This window comes from Calothrix sp. PCC 7507 (assembly GCF_000316575.1).
In the GTDB taxonomy this organism is placed as follows: Bacteria; Cyanobacteriota; Cyanobacteriia; order Cyanobacteriales; family Nostocaceae; genus Fortiea.
Genome location: NC_019682.1, coordinates 5,291,280 through 5,317,234, shown reverse-complemented (window position 1 = coordinate 5,317,234; position 25,955 = coordinate 5,291,280). Strand labels below are relative to the sequence as shown.

Annotated in this window: 21 protein-coding genes; 9 read left to right on the top strand and 12 right to left on the bottom strand. The window is 40.9% G+C overall.

The window, feature by feature from the left end; all coding sequences use genetic code 11:
* Positions 1-151 precede the first annotated feature (151 nt).
* Positions 152-1,270: a phosphotransferase enzyme family protein gene (locus CAL7507_RS22790; protein ID WP_015130844.1), complete on the bottom strand. Its 1,119-nt coding sequence runs from the start codon at positions 1,268-1,270 to the stop codon at positions 152-154.
* A gap of 480 nt (positions 1,271-1,750) precedes the next feature.
* On the opposite strand from CAL7507_RS22790, the gene CAL7507_RS22785 reads away from it, so the two are divergent.
* A complete protein-coding gene (locus CAL7507_RS22785) occupies positions 1,751-2,113 on the top strand; it encodes a hypothetical protein (RefSeq protein WP_015130843.1) in 363 nt (120 codons plus the stop codon).
* Between the two features lie 239 nt (positions 2,114-2,352).
* On the opposite strand, the gene CAL7507_RS22780 is transcribed toward CAL7507_RS22785, so the two are convergent.
* The 5 genes from CAL7507_RS22780 to bcp all read right to left on the bottom strand — a co-directional run bounded on the left by CAL7507_RS22780 (position 2,353) and on the right by bcp (position 7,341).
* Positions 2,353-2,928: a Uma2 family endonuclease gene (locus tag CAL7507_RS22780; protein ID WP_015130842.1), complete on the bottom strand. Its 576-nt coding sequence runs from the start codon at positions 2,926-2,928 to the stop codon at positions 2,353-2,355.
* Positions 2,929-2,966: 38 nt separating this feature from the next.
* The gene (locus CAL7507_RS22775) at positions 2,967-4,148 is read right to left on the bottom strand and encodes an AGE family epimerase/isomerase (protein ID WP_015130841.1); all 1,182 of its coding nucleotides are present in this window, start codon (positions 4,146-4,148) and stop codon (positions 2,967-2,969) included.
* 712 nt (positions 4,149-4,860) lie between these two features.
* On the bottom strand, positions 4,861-5,289 hold the full coding sequence (locus CAL7507_RS22770; protein ID WP_015130840.1) for an RDD family protein: 429 nt from the start codon (positions 5,287-5,289) through the stop codon (positions 4,861-4,863).
* 10 nt (positions 5,290-5,299) lie between these two features.
* Positions 5,300-6,673 carry an RDD family protein gene (locus CAL7507_RS22765; protein ID WP_015130839.1) on the bottom strand — a complete coding sequence of 458 codons (1,374 nt, stop codon included), beginning with the start codon at positions 6,671-6,673 and terminating at the stop codon, positions 5,300-5,302.
* A gap of 173 nt (positions 6,674-6,846) precedes the next feature.
* Positions 6,847-7,341: a thioredoxin-dependent thiol peroxidase gene (gene bcp / locus CAL7507_RS22760; protein ID WP_015130838.1), complete on the bottom strand. Its 495-nt coding sequence runs from the start codon at positions 7,339-7,341 to the stop codon at positions 6,847-6,849.
* Between the two features lie 415 nt (positions 7,342-7,756).
* On the opposite strand from bcp, the gene lepB reads away from it, so the two are divergent.
* Positions 7,757-8,329, top strand: coding sequence for a signal peptidase I (gene lepB, locus CAL7507_RS22755; RefSeq protein ID WP_015130837.1), 573 nt, complete (start codon positions 7,757-7,759; stop codon positions 8,327-8,329).
* 194 nt (positions 8,330-8,523) lie between these two features.
* Here lepB and CAL7507_RS22750 read toward each other — a convergent pair whose 3' ends face one another.
* The gene (locus CAL7507_RS22750) at positions 8,524-9,057 is read right to left on the bottom strand and encodes a ComEA family DNA-binding protein (RefSeq protein WP_042341488.1); all 534 of its coding nucleotides are present in this window, start codon (positions 9,055-9,057) and stop codon (positions 8,524-8,526) included.
* Between the two features lie 14 nt (positions 9,058-9,071).
* A complete protein-coding gene (locus tag CAL7507_RS22745; RefSeq protein WP_015130835.1) occupies positions 9,072-9,446 on the bottom strand; it encodes an NINE protein in 375 nt (124 codons plus the stop codon).
* A gap of 435 nt (positions 9,447-9,881) precedes the next feature.
* On the opposite strand from CAL7507_RS22745, the gene CAL7507_RS22740 reads away from it, so the two are divergent.
* Positions 9,882-15,509 carry an ATP-binding sensor histidine kinase gene (locus tag CAL7507_RS22740; RefSeq protein ID WP_015130834.1) on the top strand — a complete coding sequence of 1,876 codons (5,628 nt, stop codon included), beginning with the start codon at positions 9,882-9,884 and terminating at the stop codon, positions 15,507-15,509.
* Positions 15,510-15,568: 59 nt separating this feature from the next.
* Here the strand turns inward: CAL7507_RS22740 and CAL7507_RS22735 are convergent, their stop codons facing one another.
* Entirely contained in the window at positions 15,569-16,282 is a 714-nt protein-coding gene (locus CAL7507_RS22735) for a hypothetical protein (protein WP_015130833.1), read from the bottom strand.
* An 802-nt stretch (positions 16,283-17,084) separates the two neighbouring features.
* Here CAL7507_RS22735 and CAL7507_RS22730 point away from each other — a divergent pair.
* On the top strand, positions 17,085-17,408 hold the full coding sequence (locus CAL7507_RS22730) for a DUF1825 family protein (protein ID WP_015130832.1): 324 nt from the start codon (positions 17,085-17,087) through the stop codon (positions 17,406-17,408).
* A 130-nt stretch (positions 17,409-17,538) separates the two neighbouring features.
* Here CAL7507_RS22730 and CAL7507_RS22725 read toward each other — a convergent pair whose 3' ends face one another.
* Positions 17,539-19,461: a transglycosylase domain-containing protein gene (locus CAL7507_RS22725; RefSeq protein WP_015130831.1), complete on the bottom strand. Its 1,923-nt coding sequence runs from the start codon at positions 19,459-19,461 to the stop codon at positions 17,539-17,541.
* A gap of 221 nt (positions 19,462-19,682) precedes the next feature.
* Between CAL7507_RS22725 and tyrS the strand changes: the two genes are divergently transcribed.
* From tyrS to CAL7507_RS22710, 3 genes are all read left to right on the top strand, one after another.
* Positions 19,683-20,879 carry a tyrosine--tRNA ligase gene (gene tyrS / locus CAL7507_RS22720; RefSeq protein ID WP_042342404.1) on the top strand — a complete coding sequence of 399 codons (1,197 nt, stop codon included), beginning with the start codon at positions 19,683-19,685 and terminating at the stop codon, positions 20,877-20,879.
* Between the two features lie 35 nt (positions 20,880-20,914).
* A complete protein-coding gene (gene pyrF, locus CAL7507_RS22715; RefSeq protein ID WP_015130829.1) occupies positions 20,915-21,646 on the top strand; it encodes an orotidine-5'-phosphate decarboxylase in 732 nt (243 codons plus the stop codon).
* Between the two features lie 61 nt (positions 21,647-21,707).
* The gene (locus tag CAL7507_RS22710; RefSeq protein ID WP_015130828.1) at positions 21,708-22,370 is read left to right on the top strand and encodes a hypothetical protein; all 663 of its coding nucleotides are present in this window, start codon (positions 21,708-21,710) and stop codon (positions 22,368-22,370) included.
* A gap of 10 nt (positions 22,371-22,380) precedes the next feature.
* Here CAL7507_RS22710 and CAL7507_RS22705 read toward each other — a convergent pair whose 3' ends face one another.
* Positions 22,381-23,061: a uracil-DNA glycosylase family protein gene (locus CAL7507_RS22705; RefSeq protein WP_015130827.1), complete on the bottom strand. Its 681-nt coding sequence runs from the start codon at positions 23,059-23,061 to the stop codon at positions 22,381-22,383.
* A gap of 256 nt (positions 23,062-23,317) precedes the next feature.
* On the opposite strand from CAL7507_RS22705, the gene CAL7507_RS22700 reads away from it, so the two are divergent.
* Positions 23,318-23,989, top strand: a complete 672-nt coding sequence (locus CAL7507_RS22700; protein ID WP_015130826.1) for a phosphoribosyltransferase — start codon at positions 23,318-23,320, stop codon at positions 23,987-23,989.
* Positions 23,990-23,992: 3 nt separating this feature from the next.
* Here CAL7507_RS22700 and CAL7507_RS22695 read toward each other — a convergent pair whose 3' ends face one another.
* Positions 23,993-25,093 carry a tetratricopeptide repeat protein gene (locus CAL7507_RS22695; RefSeq protein WP_015130825.1) on the bottom strand — a complete coding sequence of 367 codons (1,101 nt, stop codon included), beginning with the start codon at positions 25,091-25,093 and terminating at the stop codon, positions 23,993-23,995.
* Positions 25,094-25,448: 355 nt separating this feature from the next.
* Here CAL7507_RS22695 and CAL7507_RS22690 point away from each other — a divergent pair, with 355 nt between their 5' ends.
* Complete coding sequence (locus CAL7507_RS22690) at positions 25,449-25,907, top strand: hypothetical protein (RefSeq protein WP_144051247.1); 459 nt, start codon at positions 25,449-25,451, stop codon at positions 25,905-25,907.
* The last annotated feature ends 48 nt before the right edge of the window (positions 25,908-25,955 follow it).

Sequence of the window (25,955 nt, the reverse complement as noted above, 5' to 3'; positions counted from 1 at the left end):
GATTGTCGGCAAAAGTGAGAAATTGGAGTTTTTAACCGCCGATAAATTGTCTGTGTATCCAAGTGAAAATTTAATATCTCAAACTCTTACTCTCTGTGCCTCCGCGACTCTGCGTGAAATCTTTTTCCTTTAATTCAGCAACGCCAGAAATTTATTTCATTTCCTGAATGATGGTACGAATTCTGGTTTCTTGAGATTCTATACTCTCGGTGAGTTTAAATTGAACGATCGCCCTTGTTAAGTTGTGTTCTGGATATTTGACTTTAAAGTAGACATTCCCTGCTAAATAATCGGCAAAAAATCTTAAGCCCAACTCAAAGGTAATCAGACGAATGGCATCATATATATAGATATAGTCATTTTCCGTGAGAAAAGCTTTGGCAACAGACAGATAACCTTGGAGTATACTTTGGCAAAGATCAGGCTCAAAGTAGACACCTTCCCACTGCTGTGTTTCCTCTCCCGCAGGATTGCAACCCGATCGCAAACAGTCGCCAATATCATAATGTACTAACCCAGGTTTAACAGTATCGAGGTCGATGACGCTAACAGCTTGCTGGGTGGTGGTGTCAAACATGACATTGTTGATTTTAGGATCGCCGTGCATTAACCGCAGAGGTAACTTACCTGTAGTTTTGGCATCTTCTAGGATATGTGCAAAGGTTTGGCGATCGCTCACAAATTGCTGGCAATAATTAACGTCTGGGGATGTGTGCAAGCGAGTTTTCGCTAAAACTTCGTTGTAGTGTTGCAGGTAGCGTGGCGTAATATGAAACCCTACCAACGTGTCAGCCAAGTTTTCTGAGGGTAAGTCGCTGATCAGATTGTGGAATGTACCCAAAGCATAGCCGACTTCACGAGCGCGTGAAGTATCTTGCAATGTCTCAAAGGACTGGGAGCCTTCAATAAAGCTAATTGCACGCCAAAAAGAGCCAACCGCATCTGTGCAGCAATCCTGGTTATCTTTGGTTAATAATACGCGGGGGACTTCCCAACGGCGGTTAAGGGGAGTATTTTGCAATCGCTTTTGAACATGCTCTGTGTAAGTACGCATATTCTGCATGACGAGTTGAGGCTGACGAAACACCTGCGTATTAATACGTTGCAAGACAAAATGCTTTTCGTCTACAGAATCTAACGTTACCAAGAAAGTATCATTTATATTACCGTTGCCAAAACCTTGTATATCTGTCGCTTTCCCTTGCAGCGTGAATTGATTGGCAATAGCAACTAGATTGTCCGTAGCCTGTGCTTTAATATCTTCTGTCATATTCGTTTTAGACCTTACTCCCCACATATATTGCACAAAGGCAATTAGGGGATATCGTAGCGTAAGTATCGCATCAGGTCTGTATATAAGTGTTGCAGATTGTGCGATCGCCTACAGCAGATGACTAACGTAGTGTTGATCGCTATCGAGCGCCAGCACAAAAGTTATAAGAAGAGCTTATAGTCAGACATCGCATCATACTTAACATAGAGATTTTGTTGTCTCTGGAAAGAATTTAAGTTTTCACTAATACAAACCAGGATTTATAAAAATATCTCTTGTTCATAACTAAGCTACGACTTATGTTAGAGGAAAAATGAGTTTATTTATAGCTATTCTGAATTTGGGTTCAGGATATCTAAATTAACTTGAAAATGAGTTATTTATTTACTCAATTTCATCACTAAACTGTGCTGGAAACGAGTCAATCAAATCCTGAAATCATGAAAAGTATTGAGAATGAACTAACGGAGTTTTATCATGACAAATCTAATTTCTAGAGCAGTTGCTCACATCAATGCCATAATTAACAGTTTTCAGATAAAGCGTTTTTTAGCAATTGCCCTAGTTGGGTTTGTAGTGCTAACAGCAAACGTTGATTATGACCGGAGTAACAAAGCTGTAACCAGGAAGGTAGACAACTTGATACATCAAGATGATTCCCAAAGACCAAAAACAACGGGGGAGTGGAATAAAGAAGCTCGTGAAACCAAAGGCGATCCTGGCGAAAGACTTAAGAGAATTGGCAAACAATCAGCAGAGGCTGTAAAAGACTTGGGTTCAGTGTACCCAGACACAGCGAAGAGAAGCGCTCGTGAACTCAAGGAAAATACGGCTAGATAAAGATTTATCGCGGAGTAATATGCTGTAGGGGCACGGCATCAATAATATTGTTTGATGGAGGAAAATATTTTGAATGCCGTGCCCATACTAAACCACATCTATTTTCAGAATCGTAGTGGGAGCATCTTGCTCCCAGTTGGTATTAGCGGGCAAGATGCCTACTCCTGGTTTCAAAATGGATGGGGTTTAGTCTGTCAAATTCATTTTGATGGTTAGAGAGACGCGATAAATCGCCGTCTCTACAAATTGGGAAAGATTCGACTTAATTCTAATAAGACATCTTCAAAACCAGGAATGGAAACTGACTGGTGAGGAAGAATAATTTGCTTGCTGAGATAGTTAAAGTCATCTTGAGCATTTTGATAGGGTTGGCTGTAAACTTCAAGTTGACGGGCTAGCAAATTGACTATCCAGTAATGAGAAATTTCTGCTTCTGCATAAAGTTCTAATTTCGTTGTTTGGTCGTAATTTAGCGTTGTGTCTGAAACTTCGATAACCAAAAAAATATCTTGAGGATAGGGATGATGAGCAAGATAATCCTCTTCTGTTCCGCGTGCGATGACAACATCTGGCTCAGGCTCACTTTGATTGGACAAGGTGATAGGATCTTGTCCACGAATAACTGCTCTATCACCTAACAATCTATCTAATTGACGACAAAGTCGGTTTGTACAGAATGTGTGAGGTGTTCCTTTCGCTACCATTTGGGTCAGTTCTCCGCGAATTAATTCGATGCGATCGCCCTCTTTGAGAAAACCCAGTTCAATCAGTTGATGATACTCGTCAATGGTGAATCGCTTGGGGGTAACAACCATAAGACATCTATCCCATATATCTGCTTTTAATTTAACTTTTAAACTGACTCCGAACTCAACGCCTCAAACTGCTGCCAACAAAGGTATAATGCACGGGGTACGTGAAAGCAGCCTTTCCATTTCCCGCCTTTGAGATTTAACAGCACTTCCCCACGTCGATTCAGGTAGCCAAACCACTCACCATGTTGGGGATCGGCAAAATGCGGCCAAGCATAATCGTGCATTTTTTGATACCACTCCCAGCATATCTCACGCTTTGTGAGACGATAAGCGATCGCTAACGCCACCAAAGACTCTAGATGAACCCACCACAGTTTTTGATCCCATTCCAATTGCTGCGGCGGATTACTGTTTACATCCATAAAGTAATACAACCCGCCATACTCGCTATCCCAAGCAAAATTGAGGATATTTAACACCACATCCACAGCTTGGTTAATTGTTTTTGTATCATGGCGACGACGGGCAATATCCATGATAAACCACATGGCTTCGATACCATGACCAGGGTTAATTAACCGTCCTTCAAAACAATCAATGTGAGAACCATCAGGTGCAACATTTTCAAACATCAACCCCCGTTCTTGATCGAGAAAATCGGTCATCACTTCTTGAACAGTTGCAGCTAGGACATTCTCTAACGTTTCACTGGGTAGTAGCCACTCCATTTCTAGAGTTAAGTTAGCTAAAATCATCGGCACAGCTAAGGATTTCATGGGGCGTGTACCTGGATAAGTCTTTGTATACTTACCCTTGGGGTTATCCTGGCGACGCAGAACATTATTGTAAGCGGCGATCGCTACACTCTTCGCCCAATCTTCACCAGAGGCGAGGGCGTATTGGCTAAAAGCCATTGCAGCAAAACAATCAGAAAAAATATTATAGGGCTGAACCAGTGGCTGACCTCCACGGGTTAGCGCAAAGTACCAGTTACCATCGGTATCTCTGCCATGTTGAGCCAGAAAATTCGCACCGTTGCTAGCAATTTTTAACCAGGTTTCTCGTTTTTCTAACTGGTTACAAAGCATGGAAAAAGTCCATAATTGGCGATTTTGTAGCCAGATAAATTTATCAGTGTCATACACTTTACCCTGGCTATCAAGACAAGTGAAATAGCCACCTTGCTCCCAATCAATCGAGTGTGTTTCCCAAAATGGCAGGACATTATTTAGGAGTGCATTTTTGTAAAGTTTTGCCAGTTCCTTAAAGTTATGCACCATAAAATTCCCCCACCTTTTAGATAAAACTAATAGCGTTAATTATCACTTCCCTGTGGGCGGAATACAAGTATAGGACTCGTATTTGATTTGTGAACAAATCTAAGTATTTGTAGCGACTATCTTAGCTCGACTTTATTCATTTTTACGCAGCCCAAAACCCAACGCCGAAACCCTTGTATAGGACTAATATTTGAAGATTGAAATATACGTAGGGTGGGCAATGCCCACCGTATCATGGTTTTGCTTGGCATAGCCCTACCTACAGATACTTAGATTTTTTCAAAAATCAAATACTAGTCCTATAGGATACTAGGTTTAGTTTTTGTAATTTATCGATAATCAGTGACGTGGAAAAAGTATTTACCAAAAGCCAGGGTTTTTGCCGACTAAAGGAGACCAAGTTCTTAACTTTGGATAAAGTCGAGCTTAGAGGATGTTTGAAAAGTTTTTTCAGGTATAAATTGTCATTCTGAGTGGAGCTTTGCGGAACGTTCCTCAGCATGACATAGAAGGAGACTTTTCAAACAACCTCTTAGTCGTCAAGCGATCGCCTTGGGTTATTAACAATCGGCGTAATTAAAGCAAGCACTCGCAAATGATAGGCAATCTTGCTATAGGAGAAAGGGTTTGAGTCTTGTTTACATTTCTCTACATAGTTAGGTTTAATTGTGCCCACTTACTTACAATATGCAATGCAAGTTTGCTGACGAGCTTATTTCTTCACCACCAAAGTACCAGCAATCATATCGTGCAGCGCTTGTTTTTTCTCGGTAAACGCTGCCAAGATATAGCCAATCAGTAAGATGATCGCAGAAATCCACTTAGAAAAATGCCTAGCTGTAGCCCTAGCAAAAGAGATTTGTTTACCATCAATATCAGTGACGATAATCCCCAATGCTTGTTTACCAAGGGTAGCTTGTTGAGCAGAACTCTCCATTGAGGCATAATAAAGCCAGCCAATCAAAACTCCCAAAACGAAGGCGATACCTTGTAGACCTTCAGTGGTTCTTAAAACAGCAGCATAGACGAACCCAAAAATAAAGCCAACGATCGCCCCAATAATATATAAGATAATTCCATCTATGAAGGCTGCTAAAAATCTTGTCCAAAAACCAGCGTATTGCGGTGATTGCGGTTGCATAATTCTACTCCTAACGTTTTTTAACTACTAAACAACCAGCTATTTGATCGTGCAGGGTTTGTCTTTTTTGAGTAAAGCCTACCATTATGTAGCCCACACCCAAGGTTAGATATGAAATAAACTTGCTAATATGTCTAGCAAAAGCTTGACCAAAGGATATTTTATTACCATTGAGGTTGGTAACAATAATACCCATCATTTTTTTACCAATTGTTGCTTGTAACAAAGAAGACTCTAGCCCAGGTCCATATCCAGCCGCAACAAAAATATAAATAAATATAAATAAAGACCCAACTAATGCATCTTGATCTGCTGATGAGCTTGAGACTTCGTTGACAGAACCAGAAGCAATGATGGCACTGCTGAAAATTAAAATCACTTGATCGATTAAGTCTGCAACTAACCTTCTCCAAAAACCTGCATACTCATAATCTGGAGGTGGTGGAGGATCAATCACAGGCGGTTCAGGAGGCTGTTTAATCTCAGGGCGGTCAATTGCTGACAAACGTTGTAGAATTTCTTGCGTATTTGTTGGTCGCTGACCAGCAAAGCGTGCCATCATCTGATCGATTAAATCTGCTAAAGGCGGCGAAATGTGGGGAGCATAGTTGCGCCAACGCAACTCATCAGTGTATGAGTCATAAATTGCTGAGTGATTGGGTTCTTTCCCTGTCAGCAGATACACAAATGTGCGTCCTAATGCAAAAAAATCAGATTGTGGTACTGCTTGACCATTCAATTGCTCTTGTGGAGTGTAGCCTACCGAAATAATTCCTGTCACCTGACCTTGCGGCTGTTTAGCCATGTAAGTTCCTGAGACTTGCCGCGCTGTGCCAAAATCAATCAGTGCTAAACCTCCTTCTGCTCTGAGCATAATATTGGAAGGTTTGATATCTCGGTGAAAAAAGTTCTGACTGTGTACTTGTTGTAGGATATTTACTATTTCACTCAACCATTGCACAGCTAATTTTTGATCTATGGGGCGATTCTCTCTTTGTCTGATGTACTCCTGCAAATCCAGACCTTCAATTTTCTCCATCACCAAGCAGTGTAGTGGCTCTGGACGATTTCTCGGAAAATAGACGAAGTAAGCGTTCGTTTCTACTTTGGGAATCCCTGGATGATTGAGAAAGCTCAGAACTTCTGCTTCTCGCTGAAATAGTTCAACTGCTTTTTGTTGATTGTTAATTAATACTTTAAGAACTTTTGGGATGTTATTTCGAGCTTCGCTCACCTCGTAAGTTTTACCAAAGCCGCCCTCACCTAGTGTGTGTATTACCCGATAACGACCTTCTAGAAGCAACTCTGAGCCACAAGCTTGACAAAACAGGATATTGTCAGGATTTTGAGGTTTGGAACAAAGGGGACTTATGCAGAGGCTCATCGCTTCAGCAAGTAAAATATTTATCCCAATAGTGTAGCGTTAGTGTTGTATTTCACCAATGAAATTTGTATTAAAAGCGTTCATAAAAGAGGGACTGGGGACTGGGGACTGGGGACTGGGGACTGGGGACTGGGGACTGGGGACTAGTATTTTTACTCAGCACTCATTACTCATTACTCAGCACTTTGAGATGTGGCTGCTAATTCCTGTAGTTTAGTTAAGACTTGTTGAGCATGACTTTTCACTTTCACATTTGGCCATGTATAAGCAATAATTCTATTGGGCGCAATGAGAAAAGTTGACCGAGCCACGCCCATATATTCTTTACCCATAAACTTTTTCAATCGCCAAGCGCCATAAGCTTCTGTGAGCAAATGTTCGGGGTCACTGAGGAGGGTGATTGATAAGTTATGTTTGTTGATAAATTTGCCATGTGATTTCCCGGAATCTGGACTCACACCTAAGATTTTGGCTCCCAGTTCACTGAACTTTTGATTTAACTCTGTAAAGTCTTTGGCTTCGGTGGTACAGCCAGGGGTGTCATCTTTGGGGTAAAAATAAAGCACAACCCACTGACTGCTAAAATCACCCAGACTGAGAAGGGTTTCGTTTTGGTCAGGAGTGGAGAAATCAGGCGCTGGTTGTCCAACTTCGGGAATGTTGCTCATGTGAAAAATTTGAGAGATAGCGATCGCCTTAAAATTCTACCCAGTTTAGGCGATCGCTTGAGGTGTGGGAGAGGAATTCCCAAGCCAATAAAAAACCGACTGGTTGTATCGCATTACCAGTCGGTGAATATTTTTATATAGGAAGTTGAGAGCCTACTAAAAGCCTCGCCTAAGACCACTGCAATTAAGATTAGGTTTGTTAATGATACCTTCAGATCACCTAATATTAAGCTTGTACCGTCTTCAGCGAACCGTGTTTTATTCTCCGAACTTTTGCCTATAATTGGTAGATGCGATAGCCGTATTATTAATATTTGTATAGGTTGGCGTTAAACCTAACTTGTTTACAAGTATAGCTTTAGCACCAAAATTATCAAAGCATTTGTTCCACTTTGTTAACTGGCTAAATATTTCTATGACTCCTCACAACAGCGATCTTAAAGAAGCCCCTGCATCGTCGAAAGCATGGCGTGGTTGGCAGGAAAATCTGACTCTAGTGGCGATCGCCTTGGTTTTGGCATTCCTGATCCGGACTTTTATTGCCGAACCTCGTTTTATCCCCTCTGACTCCATGTTGCCCACTTTACATACAGGCGATCGCCTAGTGGTGGAAAAAATCTCCTACCATTTCCATCCTCCCGCAACTGGGGATATTATTGTTTTTCAACCACCGGCAGAACTGCAACGCCGGGGATATCCTCAAGACCAAGCCTTTATTAAGCGGGTAATTGGTGAACCAGGAGAGGTAATTAATGTTAGTAACGGCAAAGTTTATCTCAACGGCCAACCCTTAAAAGAAGATTATATTGCTGAACCACCAAATAATCCTTATCCCCCAGTGAAAGTCCCTGAAGACGAATTTTTCGTCATGGGAGACAACCGCAACGATAGTAATGACTCCCGTTATTGGGGCTTTTTACCCAGAAAACATATCATTGGTCGCGCCGCCTTTCGCTTTTGGCCGCTCGATCGCATCGGGTTTATTTAAAATACATCGGACTTACGCAAGATGTGACCGAAAACCTGATTCTTGCGTAGCGGTAATACCCTGCAGGAAGCCGCTCCGCGTCTACATGAATTACCGCTACTTTCGTTGTGTTGTACGTAAGTCCTGATACAGTAGGTCTTTTGCGGTAAGGTGATACTCGCTTTAACAATTTGGTTTGAGTAGAACTCAGCGTTTTAGAACCGGAGATAATACATTAACTGTGCGATCGCATCACCAGATAACGACAACCGACGCTGGAAATCAACTAAATTACCATATGGGCCAGCTGATAGACGATTTTGCACCACCGCTTGAGCGAGAGACAAATCAATAAATGGTACTTGCGCCAGTTTCTCAACCGTGGCGGTGTTGGGGTTAACTATCTGCGTAGGATTAATTAGAGATTCTTCGTCATAGAAAATAAAGCTTAACAGCGGCTTTAACGGCTCTAGCCTCTGCACGGGTATCGCCAAAGCTACAGCGATATCTTCAACACAATAAAATTTAACACCAGAGCGGGAAAGTTCCACAAGCGATCGCGCTTGGTGAATTGACAAACCAGGTAGGCGTAACCAATCATCCACAGTTGCTTGATTAGCATCAATCTGGATACCCAGTTTGATCGCCATTGCAATTTCTTCCCCAGACTGTAGCCGATAATAAGGGTCATTGAGCAGCCGATTTCGGAGTTTTTGCAACTTGGGATTTAAAGGTAGCCAGTTGTTCATCATTTTCATTTGCGTCAAGAAATTTGGTCTAGCAGCTGGCGGCGTTTTTGCTCAAATTCGTACTCAGAAATCAGTCCATCTTGACGCAGTGCATCTAACTCACGCACAGCGTCAGCCACCACTAGTACTTGATTACCTACCTGTGGTGAGTGTTTGACTAGCGACTTACCCAGATTAAAATTCCGATCAAAAGCTTCTTCATCTAGTGCTAAATACCAAACTCCCTCAATAGCGCTAGCTACCTTAGGAATAGGAGTCCACGACAGCAGAACATACAACAAGCCCCACAAAGGCTGTCCCAAATAAAACTTATGTAATCCTGAAATTGTCAGCGTGCCAGAAAAAGCTAGAATAGCGGCAACACTGCGACTTTTTCGTTTGGTTAACATATTCCCAAGTTTCTACAACAAAATAGCGATGGCTTCGCCAACGCCTTCAGCGAACGTAGCAAAGCACCAGGATAAATTCAGCATTGGTGCTATCTACTTACAAGTAAACACCATGAATCCATTCTATTGATTTCTGCCACAAACTATCAGCCGTCAGTAAGCAGCTTGATTAATAAGGATCGGCCAAGTAGTTTACATCTGTCAAGTACAAGAATTAAACCTGTAACACCTTTGAAAGTAAGTACTGGGAACCAGGTAAAGTTCTTATTCACCTCCTGTGGAAAACCTACTCAAAATTTCCAGCCTTTTGCCTTTAACTCATACATAGGCAGATATCCTCTACCTTTTTAAATCGCAAAGCCTGCACTCGTGATAATGACAGCCATCATATGGGAAAGCTAAATCATAGAAATCAATTCGTAGGCATCCATTGTTATGACAGCATTAACAACCACAGCATACCCCATACATGGCTATCGCATTACCGAACAAATCTATGCAAGTAATAAAACTCTAGTTTATCGTGCGATCAGAGAACAAGACCAACAATCAGTCATTCTCAAGCTGATGCGGACTGACAACCCTAATTTCACTGAAATTGCTCAGTTTCGTAATCAATATACCATCACCAGAAACCTGAATATTTCTGGTATTGTCAAACCCCTGAGCTTAGAAAGCTATCATAACGGCTACGCTTTAGTGATGGAAGACTTTGGTGGCATATCCCTCAAAGACTGGCAAATACAAAACCCAGTTTCTCTAAATGAGTTCTTCCCTATAGCCATTGCAATTACAACTATCCTTGAGAAACTGCATTGTGAGCGTATTATTCACAAAGATATCAAACCTGCCAATATTCTTATTCATCCCACCACAGGTGAAATTAGACTCATCGACTTTAGTCTTGCTGCCCTTTTACCCAAAGGAATTCAATATCTCATTAATCCTAATGTTTTAGAAGGAACTTTAGCTTATATTTCCCCTGAACAAACGGGAAGGATGAATCGAGGCATTGATTATCGCTCTGACTTTTATTCTTTGGGTATCACCTTCTTTGAACTGCTAACAGGTATATTACCATTTAGCAGTAATGATCCAATGGAATTAGTTTACTCTCATCTTGCTAAACAAGCACCTAAAGTCAGTTGTATTAACTCCAATATTCCCACAACTTTCTCTGATATCATCAGCAAGCTCATAGCCAAAAATGCTGAAGAGCGTTATCAAAGTTCTCAGGGGCTGAAGCATGACTTAGAAATTTGTCAAAAACAGTGGCAAGCAACTAATAATATCAATGCTTTTCAGTTAGGATTACGTGATTTATCACATCATTTTGTAATTCCTGAAAAACTGTATGGTCGGCAAAATGAAGTAGAAACTTTAATAGCAAGTTTTCAGCGAGTAAGAGGTGGCAAAAGTGAAATAGCCCTAATCTCAGGATTCTCTGGTGTTGGCAAAACTTCTGTGATTAATGAAGTCCACAAACAGATTCTATCACAGCGTAGTTACTTTATTAAAGGGAAATTTGACCAGTTCCAACGTAATATACCTTTATCAGCGTTAGTACAAGCATTGCGAGATTTAGTTGAGCAAATTCTCTTAGAAACTGATGCTCAACTTCACGAATGGCAAACCAAAATATTAGCAGCATTAGGTACACAAGGCTATGTAATTACTGAAATAATTCCTGAACTCGAAAAGGTTATTAGTAAACAACCTCCTGTTGCCGAACTGTCTGGTAGTGCCCACCACAATCGTTTCAATTTACTGTTATATAAATTTATTCATGTCTTCACCAGCAAGGAACATCCTTTAGTAATATTTTTGGATGATTTGCAGTGGGCAGATATAGCTTCTCTAAAATTTATTGAATTATTAATGAATCAAAGTACATCTTCTAGTTTGTCCATTAATTTAGATGAAATTAATATAGATAATAGTGGCTTACTAGTAATTGGTGCATATAGAAATAATGAAGTTTCTCATACTCATCCCTTGTATTTAGCACTGAAAAAAATTACTCAGGCAGGTATTAATGTCTACACTATCTATTTACCGCCACTAACCCAAAATGATCTAAATAAATTAATTACTGACACTCTTTGTTGTCGGGAAACATATGCTGTCACCTTAACTCAAATGGTATTTGCTAAAACTAAAGGCAACCCATTTTTTGCAACTCAATTTCTTAAGTCTCTTCATGATGATGGACTAATTTTATTAAACTATGATCTGGGTTATTGGCAGTATAATATTTCTGAAATACAAAAAATAACTCTTACTGATGATGTTCTGGAATTCATAATCAATAAAATCAAAAAAACTCCTACTAGCACTCAAGAATTATTAAAGCTTGCTGCTTGTATTGGAAATGAATTTGATCTAAAAACTCTTGCTATTGTCTATAAAAAATCTTTAATAGATACAGTCTATGAGCTACGGATAGCATTATTAGAGGGACTAATTTTATTTCATTCTAATTCTTATAATTTAATATTAGAGCCAGATAAATATGAAAATATAAGTATTCCTAACACGGAAAACACAGAATTACTAAATGAGTCTCGAACAATTAAATATAGATTTGTACACGATCGGATACAACAAGCTGCATATTCTCTAATTTCTCAAAAACAAAAAAAGTACATTCATTTAAAAATTGCAGTATTACTGTTAAGTAATACTCCAATTCCCCAAAGAGAAGAAAAGATTTTGGAGATAGTTAACCAGTTTAATATAGCAGTAGAACTGATCACCGATCCAATCCAGCGTCATGAGCTAGCCGCAATGAATCTTACTGCTGGACGCAAAGCTTTAGCATCGACAGCTTACTCAGATGCGGTTCAGTACTTAACCATTGGTATGGAACTTTTACAATCTGATTGTTGGGATGTTCAATATCAGCTTACCTTAGCCTTACATGAAACTGCCGCAGAAGCTACATATCTCAGTGGCAATTTTAAGCAGATGGAACAGCTAATAGAGATAGTTTTAATCCAAGCTAAAACACTATTAGACAGAGCCAAAGTATATGAAGTCAAGGTAGAAGCTTACAAAGCACAAGGTTTGAGTTTTGAGGCAATTAAGACAGGTATAGAAGTATTAAATTTACTGGGTATGCCTTTTCCTGAACAGCCAACTCCCACAGATATTGCAGCGGAATTACAGAAAGTACAGTTAGCTTTTGTCGGAAAAAAGACTGAGGATATAGTTAATTTACCGCATCTTACTGATCCCACAAAATTGACGCTGATGAGGATGTTTGGGCGACTTTTACCTATTAGTTATGCTAGTAATCCTCTCATATTTTCTTTAATAGCTCTCAAACAAGTAAATTTATCTTTTATTTATGGTAATTGTGATGCATCATCTGTAGCTTATGCAGTTTATGCAGTAATTTGTTGGAATTTGCTAGATGATTTTCGTTCATGTTATCGCTTAGGACAACTAGCATTAAATTTATTAGAGATTTTTCATCCGAGAGAGTCAATGTGCATAACAATTTTTGTGATCAATAATTTCACAATACATTGGCAAGAACATCTCAAGAAAACTTTAAATTCTTTAATAAATGCATACTCAATTGGTCTGGAAACTGGCGACTTAGAACAAGCTGCTTACTCTTTATATATGTATTCTGAACATTCCTTTTTCCTAGGCAAAAATTTATTAGAGCTAGAAAAAGAAATGAGTAACTCTCATGTAAAAATTACCCAATTGAATCAAGAGATTCCGCTACAATTGCACGCAATCAATTGGCAGACAGTATTGAATCTCTTAAATTCTGAGAACCTATGCTGTTTAGACGGCAAAGCTTATAATGAACAAATTATGTTGCCTATTCTAAAAAAAATTGGTAATAAGATTGCTATTTTTTATCTACATTTAGAAAAATTATTTCTTTGCTATCTATTTGAAAATTATTCGCAAGCTTGGGAAAATGCCAACTGTGCTAAAGATTATTTAGATACAGTACCAGCTAAATTTGTTGTTGTTATTTTCTATTTCTATAGTTCTCTATCTGCCTTAGGAATTTATCCAGACAAAAATAAAAACGAACAGAAATTTATTTTAGAATTGGTATCTAGTAATCAACAAAAAATTAAACAATGGGCAGGAAATGCTCCTATGAATTTTTTACATAAGTTCTATTTAGTAGAAGCAGAGCTAAATCGAGTTATTGGTAACAATTTGGATGCTATGGAATTTTACGATCGCGCAATAGCTTTAGCTCAAAAACACGATTATATCCATGAAGCAGCTTTAGCTAACGAACTAGCTGCTAAATTCTATTTGCAATGGGATAAACAGAGGTTTGCAAAAACTTATATGGTTGATGCTTACTATGGCTATGTCCGTTGGGGTGCATTAGCTAAAGTCCAAGATTTACAAAACCGCTATTCCGAATTATTACCGACTATCATCCAGCAAGAAAACCTGAATAATAAAACTCAACTTCAAACTGATATCACTATTCATGATGCTGTTATTAAATCTACTTTAACGACTAGTAAAAATGTTACTAACTCTAGCACCACTAGCATTTCTGATATCCTAGATTTGGAGGCTGTGATTAAAGCTTATCAACTACTTTCTGAAAAAATAGAACTGCAAGAACTTATTTCTAAATTAATCGAACTAGTTATGGAGAACGCAGGAGCATCTAAGTGTGTTTTGATTTTAAACGAAAATAATAACTCAGCGTTAACTGTTACTGCCGTCAGTACTAGTTCACATTCTCAAGCTACTCATACTGAGTTCTCATCAATTCAGTTAGAGTCTAGCGAAAATGTTCCTATAACTGTAATTAACTATGTCAAACGAACGCAAGAAATATTAGTGATTGATGATACAGAGGCTCAAGCTTATCTAGCAACAGATATTTATATTAAGCATAAAAAGCCGAAAAGCCTTCTTTGTATTCCAATGATTAATCAAAAAAAATTACTTGGCATTTTATATTTAGAAAATAATTTAGCAACGCGAGCATTCACACGCGATCGCCTAGAAGTTCTCAAACTTTTGATTACCCAAGCAGCAATATCCCTAGAAAATGCGATGCTTTACAGAAATTTAGCACAAGCTAACGATCGCTTGGAAGATTATAATCATACCTTAGAAGAAAAAGTTGCAGCTAGAACTACAGAAATTTATGAAAAAAATCAAAGTTTACAACAGGCTATTCAGGAGTTAAAGTTTACCCAAACTAAATTAATTCAAACTGAAAAAATGTCTTCTTTAGGGCAAATGGTAGCTGGAATAGCCCACGAAATTAATAATCCCATCAATTTTATTCATGCTAATCTTGTGCATACCAGTGAATATGTTGAAAATTTACTAGATTTAATTAATACATATCAGCAGGAATATCCTGATTCTGCACCTCTGATTGTCCAAAAATCTGAAGAGATTGATTTAGAATTTTTAGCAGAAGATTTGCCAAAAATTCTAGATTCTATGAAGCTTGGAAGTATACGTATTCGTAACATTATTTTGAGTTTACGCAACTTCTCTCGCTTAGATGAAGCGGCAATGAAACCTGTAGATATTCATGAAGGAATTGATAATACTTTGATGCTTTTACAGCATCGTATCAAAAAAGATACCACGGATAATCAACCAGTTACTAATAAACAAACACCGGAAATTATAATTATTAAAGAATATGGACATCTTCCATTAGTGACTTGTTATGCTAGTCAACTTAATCAAGTATTTATGAATATCTTGAATAATGCGATTGATGCTTTGGAAGAATCAACAGTTAAAAACTCTGAATTATTGACTAGACCTCAAATTCGCATTTGTACTGAACTAGTAGAATCTCATACTGTGAGAATCCGGATATTTGATAATGGTTTGGGAATACCAGAAGCAATAAAAGAAAAAATATTTGACCCATTTTTTACTACTAAGCCAATTGGCAGTGGTACTGGGTTAGGCCTGTCTATTAGCTATCAGATAGTTGTAGAAAAGCATAGAGGTAAATTAAGCTGTTCTTCTACTCCTAAAGAGGGAACAGAGTTTTTCATAGATATACCATTAGAGCAACCAGAAAATTAAAAAGCCTGGGTTTTTTCAGTCCAAACCGCAGGCTAGTACAAAAATGCTGAAGTATGAATCTATACTAGTGTCAACACTTGATCAAATTTGTTTGCTTTCACGTAAGCCATCCACTCATTAAGCATCTCTGTAAAAGCTGCAAATACTTGTGCGACTAACTCACAAGCTTTTTCTCGCATTTCTTCTGAAACTTCTATACTTTCAATCAGGTTTTCTACATCAGGTGTGCCCATAGCGTGACCAGTTTCTACAGCTAAATGATGTTCACCAAAGTAGCGGTAATTTTCACCAGTAATTTCTTCTAATTCCCGTGCTATTTCTGCTGTTAAAGTGAGAAATACGTTGCCTGTTGCTTCATTTGCTTCAATCAGTGCTAGCTTCACAATAGGGTCTGCTTGGAAAGCGTAAGCTGCTAGTTTATGGCAGACTCGCCGGGCTTTCTCATTTTCTGGACCCCAGATGAACTTTAAAGCATCAATGTATGTCATGGATTTATTAAATCCCAATTTTTCCATGTCTTCAAAGTACCAGAGGAAATGATGATCATCCTCGTAAGAGTGAACGTTAATTAATGCTTGAATGGGATCATCAGTTGGTTCCTCTCGAAAAAAATACTTATTCACTTCCCAAATATTCATCACAAAGGGAGTGATACAGGGAGCAAAAGCTAACCTTTGTTTTGGATCTATGCTTTTATCTTTGAGAAAATCAAATATCGGCAACTGAGCAAATTCTTGTTTTTTTTGCTCAATGTATGCAAGAACTTCTTTCATCTGGATTATCCTAGATAGATATTTTCATGTCTTTTATAAACAAATTTATTATTTTTTTATGCCATTTGATAACAGTAATTATCAGGAAATCAACAAATTATTTAGTTTGGGTAAAATTCTTTGTTTGTAAAAATTATATAAAGACAAAGATAGTTGTATAAATCTTATTTACGATTTAGATTCAATTGTTGTAGTTTTAAGTGATTGTCTAAATAAATTTAAGTATTTTGCAAGCCACACTTAAGAATACGATAGGACTAGTATTTGATTTTTGAAATACACGTAGAGGAACTACCCTCGTGCGTGGTGAGCGCAGCCACACGTGCGGCTCCGCAGCACCGGGTGGACTGCCGAATCCGGAGGAGTTTCCTTCGTCGAACGCTCCGTACCCTACGGGAAGGCTTCGCCTACGCAATGACAGGAAAGAGATTTTACACTCGCACAAAAATAGCCTGAACCAAAAACCGGGAAATTCCATCAAAGTCAACAGCCTAGGCATTGCCCACCAAAACCATGATACGCACCCTACAGATACTGAGTCCGCATCTATCCCTTCTTTTCTATTCCCTATATCCCCATCCAAATAAGGGCTTTACCCGGAGGGTGTCCACAGTTCATCACAACTACTGAGTGAAGTTTGTTTTTTATCCCACATGACTCTGAAGTCAAGTGTTGAAATTTAGGCAAAAAACCGTACTGTAACCGAAGCTTATTCCCTAGATTAGTAATTTAAACTAGAATAAAAATAGAACCAAAAATATCAGCTACTGAGTGTCATTGCTCAGTCGAAACTTTAAAGAAAATGGGATTCTTTGACTCTGAGATAGTTCAACAAGAAGCGAAACAGCTGTTTGACGATTATCAAGCATTAATCAAGCTTGGTAACAGCTACGGTAAATTTGACCGCGAGGGCAAAAAGCTGTTTATTGAACAAATGGAAGCCATGATGGATCGCTATCGCATCTTTATGAAGCGCTTTGAGCTTTCCGAGGACTTTATGGCGCAAATGACTATGGAGCAAATGAAAACTCAGCTAGGTCAATTTGGGATCACCCCACAACAAATGTTTGACCAGATGAATATCACCCTACAGCGGATGAAAACTGAGTTAGAAAAACAAGCATAGGCAATAGGGACTGGGAATTTATCCTTAGCGAAGGCGATCGCTCTGATTTATCATTATGTAGTTCTTACCCAATCCCTGGTCACTGAGCGGCTCGCCTTGAGCGGAGTCGAAAGGAGCCGAAGTGCAATCGCTAATTTGCTTTGGGGCGAGTGAACTGTGAAGGTGACTTGAAGTTCTCGACTGGCACATCTTTTAGGGCTTTTTGCATAAAATCGCGCCAGATGGGAGCCACCATAACGCCTCCTGTTGCACCGTGCGCCAGTTGTTTATTGTCATCTCTACCCACCCAGACAGCAGTAGTTAACTGCGGTACAGTCCCGACAAACCAGATATCCTTTTCTGAGGATGTCGTTCCCGTTTTGCCAGCAGCCGGACGGCCTATAGCAGCATTTTTACCAGTACCATCAGTAATTACCGATCGCATCACATCGATAATTGCCGCTGATGCCCAAGAATCAAGCACTAGCTGAGGTTTGGGCGTATTATCTAGCAAAACGTTGTTGCTACTGTCGGTGACACGGACAATTACCGTGGGTGGAGACTGCCAGCCATAATTAGCAAAGGTAGCATAAGCACTAGCCATTTCTAGAGGCGTGACACCAATTGCACCCAGAGGTAAGGATGTCACTGGCTCCATCGGACTCATAATTCCCAGGGTACGGCAGGTTTCAATCACCTTATTCATCCCCACAGACTTACCAATCTTGATGACGGGAATGTTGCGAGATTGAGATAGAGCAGTGCGAATTGACATGGCCCCACTGAAGCCACCGTCATAGTTTTTGGGATAGTACCAACCATCACCATCTCGATAGCTAACTGGAGCATCTACTACTGTTGTATCTGGGGCAAACTTACCAGTAGCAAAAGCTGTATAGTAAACAAATGGCTTAAAAGAAGATCCTGGCTGACGTTGAGCTTGGGTAGCGCGGTTGAATTCGCTAGTTTTAGCGTCTACACCACCCACTAGTGCCTTGACAAAATGTGTGCGGGGATCGATCGCCACCAAAGCCATCTGATTTTTAGATAATCCGTTACCCTGGAGTTTCTCATGCCACTCACTCACAGTTTGCTCTGCCATTTTTTGGAACTCGGCATCAACTGTAGTTTGTACCCGCATTCCTCCTTTTAACAAGGCTTCACGGCCAAATTTCTTAGCCAGCTCTCGGGCTACAGTATTAGTGACATAAGGTAAAGCACTACCTTGAAATGACCTAATTTTACCAAGTTTTATTTCTTGTTTGAGGGCGTCGTCGTAATCTTGCTGGGTAATCCAGTTCAAATCCAACATCCGTCCGAGTACTTCTTTTTGTTTCTGTTTTGCCAGCTTCATACTCACAAACGGGCTGAATTCTTCTGGTGCTTGGATTAAACCCGCCATCATGGCTGACTCACCCAAGGTTAAATATTCGGCTGACTTGTTAAAGTAAGTGCGGGCGGCAGTTTGCACGCCATAATTATTGTGACCCCAATAAACTTGATTGAGGTACATCTCTAAAATTTGGTTTTTGCTGAGGATTTGTTCTAGACGAATTGCCAAAACTCCCTCTGCAATCTTGCGGGTAAAGGCTCGTTTTTGCGATAGAAACAGGTTTTTTACCAACTGCATCGTGACAGTTGAACCACCTTCTTTAACTCCCCCAGCTACGAAGTTGACAACCACCGCCCGCCCAACCCCACTGGGGTTAATACCGTGGTGATCGTAGAAGTGACTGTCTTCGCTGGCTAATACAGCGCGTTTCAGATTTGGCGAAATTCTATCTAGGGCGATCACCTCTCGGTTAGCTTCCCCGTGAATACTCGTTAATAGTTTGCCTTTAACGTCATAAATATAAGTTGTTTCTGAAGGAAAGAAGTTACGTAATTGTCTGACATCTGGCAAATTACGGAAACTAATCGCTAAACCGACCAATCCTCCCGCTACAATTGAACTTGCCAGCATTGTAATTGATAGGAGCGTTCCGCCAGCTACCTGACCTACTCCTTTCAAAAACTCGAAACCTGATGAAGCCTTTTTTTGGGCTTCCTTGTCTTCAAAAGTCCTAGACGACACGGCGATCTCACTTCCTCACTGGTAAATATAACTGTAATTCATTCGGCGAAGTCAAGCGGTTGATTTTTTGCAATTATAGTAATTTGGCAGATGAGAAATCGGACAAATTGCCAGTGATTACAACCAACCCCACTTTTAAAACTGCGGCTTCGCTCAGTTTTAACATCGAGCGAAGCCAAGATGTTAAAGTCCAAAGCTTAATTAATAGCGAATTTCCTAGTATGGTGCAAGATTTTCCTTGGTTGCGTCGTGGAATTGTGGAAATTTTCCCCCAACCAACTGATGCTGATAGCGACAGTGAAAGTTTAGAAAAGTGTTTGGTGACTACCAACAGACCTTTGAGGGTCAAGTTAGGTATTGATCCTACAGGCTCTGATATTCATCTTGGTCATAGCATACCAGTACGAAAACTGCGAGGGTTTCAAGATGCTGGACATACGGCAGTGCTAATTATCGGTGATTTTACGGCTCGCATTGGTGATCCAACTGGTAAATCGGAGGTGCGTCGTCAACTTACAGCAGCAGATGTGGCGCAAAACGCTCAGACTTATCTCGATCAGGTGCGTCCTATCTTGGATTTTGACACACCTGGACGGTTAGAGGTGCGTTATAACTCAGAATGGCTCTCTGGGATGGATTTAGGGAAAATTTTAGAATTACTCTCCACAATGACAGTAGGGCAGATGCTAGCCAAGGAGGGATTTGCAGAACGCTATAAGAAAGAGAATCCAATTTTCCTCCATGAGTTCCTCTATCCCTTGATGCAGGGTTACGATTCTGTTGCTGTTGAGGCTGATGTGGAATTAGGCGGGACTGATCAAAAGTTTAACATTGCTGTGGGGCGAGATTTACAACGCCATTTTGGTCAAAAGCCGCAATTTGGGTTGTTACTGCCGATTTTGATTGGTACTGATGGTGTGCAAAAAATGTCTAAGTCTCTAGGTAATTATGTGGGCTTGTCAGAACACCCATCACAGAAATATCAAAAGTTGCAAGGAACTCCCGATCAACTGCTGGCACAGTATTTTGAACTGTTGACAGATTTGCCTTTAGAAGAATTGCCAGAAAATCCCCGCGATCGCCAAACACTTTTAGCATGGGAAGTTGTCAGACAGTATCATGGCGCATCAGCAGCTAATGAAGCTCAAGAGGCTGCTAAAAGCGGCGGTAAGGAAGGCGCAGTCGCAGAATTTTCCTTGGCTGGGGTGTCACAGTTTCCCGTGAAGTTAGCCTATCTGCTGAATGTTACTGGCTTGTGTAAAAGTAGCGGCGAAGGTAAGCGGAAGATTCAAGAGGGAGGAGTGCGTCTGGATGGCGATCGCATTTCTGATGTCGATACTACTTTCATCTCTCCTGTTGAGTTACAAGGTAAGGTTTTACAAGTAGGTAAAAATAAGTTTGTCCGCTTAGTACCGTAAATAGGCAATAGGCAATAGGTAATGGAGAATTGGCAGTGGGAGTAGAACAGCAAATTATTGTGGCTTTGGATGTACCGGATTTAAAAAGGGCGATCGCTCTTGTAGATCAACTACCAGAAGTCAGTTTCTGGAAGGTGGGTTTAGAGTTATTTACTAGCACTGGGCCAAATATCCTGGAGGTGCTAAAGTCGCGGAATAAGCGTATTTTCCTGGATTTAAAGTTTCACGATATCCCTAACACCGTCGCTGGTGCTTGTCGGGTGGTGGCTGGTTATGGGGTGGATTTGTTGACAATTCACGCTAGTGCTGGTAGAGATGCCCTGAAAGCTGCCACTGAAGCCGCACAAACAGGAGCCGCACAAGCAGGTGTTAAACCACCAAAATTAATCGCTATCGCCCTGTTAACGAGCATTTCCGCGAGACAATTAGCCTTCGACTTGAAAATCCCCCTAGAATTGCCAGAATACGCCCTGGAGATGGCGCTTTTAGCACAAGATGCAGGATTAGATGGGGCAGTGTGTTCACCCCAAGAAGTGGTGCAATTACGGCAAACTTGCGCTGATAATTTTCTGTTAGTTTGTCCAGGGGTTCGTCCTACGTGGGCAGACAAGGGAGATCAAAAGCGATCGCTCACACCCGCCCAAGCTATCATTGCTGGTGCCGATTACCTCGTCATTGGCCGTCCCATTACCGCTGCAGCCGAGCCTCAGTTAGCCTGGGAGAGGATTTCTGAGGAGATAACTATGGCAATAGGCAATAGGCAATAGGCAATAGGGAAGTTTTTCTTTGCGTCTTTGCGTCTACCCTGCGGGAAGCCGCTCCGCGTCTATGCGTGAGATTATTCCCTTGACAAATCTCATCTCTTCTCGAATGAAACACCCCTACCCCTTGTGGGCACTGAGCGTAGTCGAAGTGTGGTTAGTGAGCGTAGTCGAAGTATGGGCGGTTTTTCTCCCCGGCTTCCTGCTTGTTCACAACTCAGCATTCTCCCAGAACCCCCCTTTACCAACAGAGAAGGGAGTAAAATCTGCTTGCATTGACCAAAATCTCGAAACAATCACAACTCAGTTATTGCAAAATTTACCAAATTATGCTAATCGTGCCACTCAACGCGCCCGCCGTCGCAGTCGCAGCAGTGACCTTTATAGCTATATGCTGGTAGCTGGTAGACCTGAGTTTACGCCTTTACCCCTGAACCCTGGCGGCTACAGCGACAATACTACCAACAGTTCTACATCAGGAGTAGAGCAGGTATTTTTTACGACCTTAGAGCGGCAATATCTCAATAGTAAAGCGGTAGAAGTCCAACAATACCACTGGTTATTTTTGACTAAAACTAGTAGTGGGTGGCGTTTAGTGATGATGTTTTCCCAAATTGATGTGGATGCAGCCAAACAATTGCGATCGCCCCCACGTGATAGTAGTAAAAGTGCGATCGCTCAAGGAATTAGCGCTTGGTTACGGGATTGTCAAGCGGGAAGTCAAAGATGATGGACATCCGTTAATTATTTTTTGGGATTTGATCAAACTTAGCACGCACTGCTTGAATATCCTGCCACATCAACCATTTGGGACCACCTACTTCTCGGGAAGAGTTACGCAATAAGTAGGCGGGATGGAAAATTGGCATACACAAACGCCCTTGCCACTCCAGCCACTGTCCGCGAATTTTGGTAATTCCGCGCTTATCGCCAGTTAAACCTTTAACTGCAGTTGCACCCGTCAAAAGGATTATTTTGGGGTCAACTAAGCGAATTTGTTCTAATAAATAAGGTAGACAAGCCGCCATTTCATCGGCAGTAGGAACGCGGTTATCTGGTGGACGGCACTTGTTGACATTGGCAATGTAGACATCATTCTCCGTATTAAGATTCACAGATGCCAAAATTTTCTCTAACAACTGCCCAGATTTACCTACAAATGGTAAACCCGTCTCGTCTTCATTTTGACCTGGCGCTTCCCCAACAATCATAATTGGTGCTTTGGAGTTACCACGACCAATAACCGCATGAGTCCGATTGTCTCCTAACCCACAACGATGGCACTGATTGCAATGCTGTGCCAACTCAGTCATGTCAGGGTAAGTTCCAGGAAGGATGGGAATTTTTGCGCTTGTGGGAATCAAATCTTGTTGGTTAAGAGTTGAGTCATCGAAGAGGCTGAGTTGGGTTTCGCTGCTCATGACAATCAGAATTTTGGTATCAATAGAAATTTTTTATTAAAACAGAATTCAGGAGTCAGAATACAGGAAAGGTATTCTGTACAACTGGCAGATGAATACAAGGGTTTAAGACCCCCTAGTGTAACAATTCAGTGGCGGGTCTGAATCCCCCACTGATTGATTCTGACTTCTGAATTCTTCTTCAATGTATCAGTTCAATCGAGTCAAAATCAGTCATGATTAAAGGAATACCATCCGCATTTACTGGGAAAAAATTATGGTAAATGCCCCCCTTTTCTTCAATCGCACCCGTGCGGGTGAGGAATTAGCGCACAAGATTCGTGATGTTTTAACCCAGGAAGCTGCTGCTTCCGGGGTAGAACCAATTCCCATTGTCTATGCTCTACCACGCGGTGGTGTGCCCGTAGCTGCACCTATAGCACGTCTTTTGGGCTGTCCTTTGACAATTATGGTGGCGAAAAAGATTAGCCATCCAGATGATCCAGAATTGGCTATTGGTGCGGTGACTAGTTCAGGACATGTTCTTTGGAATGAGCAAAAGCCATCATCTCCACAACACAGTTCGCAGTGGCAAAAAGCAGCGTTAGATTACAGTATTTACCAAGCTAAATCTCTAGAAGCTAAATTAATTTCTGTTTGCCCGCAGGTAAAACCAGAGGGCGCTACTCTGATCTTAGTTGACGATGGCATTGCTACAGGTTTGACAATAGCAGCAGCAGCAACTGCGATGAAGGAGTTAGAGCCAAAGGCTGTGTGGCTATGTGCGCCAGTCGCACCTCGAAGTTTGCTCCCTTGGTTGAGTCAGTGGGGCGATCGCATAATTATTTTAGAAACACCAGAACCTTTTTGGAGTGTAAGTAGCTTTTATGTTGAATTCCCGCAAGTGGAGACATCAAAAGCGCTGATGTACCTCCAGCAACAATCTTGATTGCTAAGTATTTGTTGACGGTAACTCTTGGTATTGCATTGCTTTGGCATAATCGCCCAAAGCGTAGCAAGCAACCCTCAGACTAGCCAGAGCTTGTTCTTGAGAGCGGCGATCTTTAAGAGATTTAGCTAAGAGTAACCGCTCTTCATAATATGTAATCGCTTTATGATAATCGCCTAAAGCTTCACAAGTCACGCCTAAACTGCCTAAAGACTGTTCCTCACCCCGCTTGTCTTTAAGTTCTTTGGCTAGCTGCAAACGCTCCTCATAATACAAAATCGCTTTGGCATAATCTCCCCACGCATAGCAAGCATTACCCAAATTTTTGAGTACCTGAGACGCACTGCGAAAGTTTTTGAGCGTTCGGGCAATTTTGACGCACTGCTCATAGTAGGCGATCGCTTTTGGATAATCATCCACAGCATACCAAGCATTGCCCAAATTTTTTAGCACTTGTTCCTCACCCCAATGATCTTGGAGTTCCTGCACAATTTCTAAGCTTTGCTCTTGATACTCAATTGCTCGCGCCAAGTTTCCCCAAGCTTTATATACCAATCCTAAATTATTCAGTGCTGCTACTTGACTCCTTCTATCTTGCTGCTGCTGAGTTATTTGCAAACACTCTTCCAGAAACTTAACGGCTTTGTCATAGTCGTTTAGATGACGGTAAGCATTCCCCAAATGCGAAAGCACCTGCATCTGCACCAACCAATCTGGAGTATCCCTAATCAAGGATAGACATCGCTGGGAGTAGGAAATAGCATTTTTGTAGTTCCCTGATGTATAAGCTATCAATGCTAATAAAGAAAGCACTTGTCCCTGTTTTTGGCTCTCACCAACCACCTCAAAAAGTACTAGGGATTCTTCTAAGGACTTGATAGCAGCAGTTAATTCACCAGCTTGCTGCTGTTGAATTCCTTGCCGCATTAGCTTGGATGCTGCCAATAACTGCTCATCACTTTCCTGTAGAACAAACGTCTCTGCTGATGAATTTGTATCAAATTCATGTCCAATTGTATTGCGTTTCGCTTGTTTCAGATAGTTTGCAGGGACTTGCAAAGGAACTGTGTTTTTTAAGCGAGGATTCCAACCACCTGTAGACATCGACCAATTCCTGTTGAGTTTGGTGATAACTTTAGTATTCCCATAATCGAGAATATATCTTTCATCGGTGATCAGTTTAGGACAACTTTTCAGAGACAGGACTTACGCAACTAACACATGATATTTGTAGGGTGTGTGACGCTACGACAAAGCTCTGTACGTAGATTCAGGACTTATAGCGTCACGCACCATTCTTTGACGGTGACACATGCGTAAGTCCTAAGAGAGAAATCTGGATTGAGCAGAGATTCAGCGCCTAGGGTCTGTTTTCAGAGAATATACATAATTATTGGTACAAACGTACTAACTTGCTGCTAAAATGCCTGACAAGTCAGTTAGTCTTGTCGGAGAAACTATGAAAGAAATCGCAGACAGCTACAAAAAATCCCTGGAAAGCCCAGTCTCCCTACTACAATTAAAAACTTTGACGACTGCCATAGCACCTCTGCAAATCCCAGACGAAACAATCATTAGTGACTGGGAACGTTTAATCATACAAGCGCAACGTATCAATCAGATGGCAGCGGAGTTGGAGGTAATGCTCCGGGAATTCAAGGCGATCGCCACCAGACTCAACAGCCAAAATGTTTGTGATTACTTGACAGTTCGCGTTCCTTGGATAAAACACAAGTCAGATGAGTCATTTGTGCTGACGACGCGAAAGGTAGATTTATTCAGGGCGGAAAGGGAAGCATCTCTGCTGGCGCAGCAACTCCGTCAGCAAACTAGAAAAAAAGCATTAAGATTACAGCGATACGGAAACAGCAAGGCTGATACAGCAGATAGCAACTTGGTGAATTTCAAATTACGGTAAGGGCGCAGGGTTTTGCCTTCAACTATGTACTTGATTAATCAACAAATC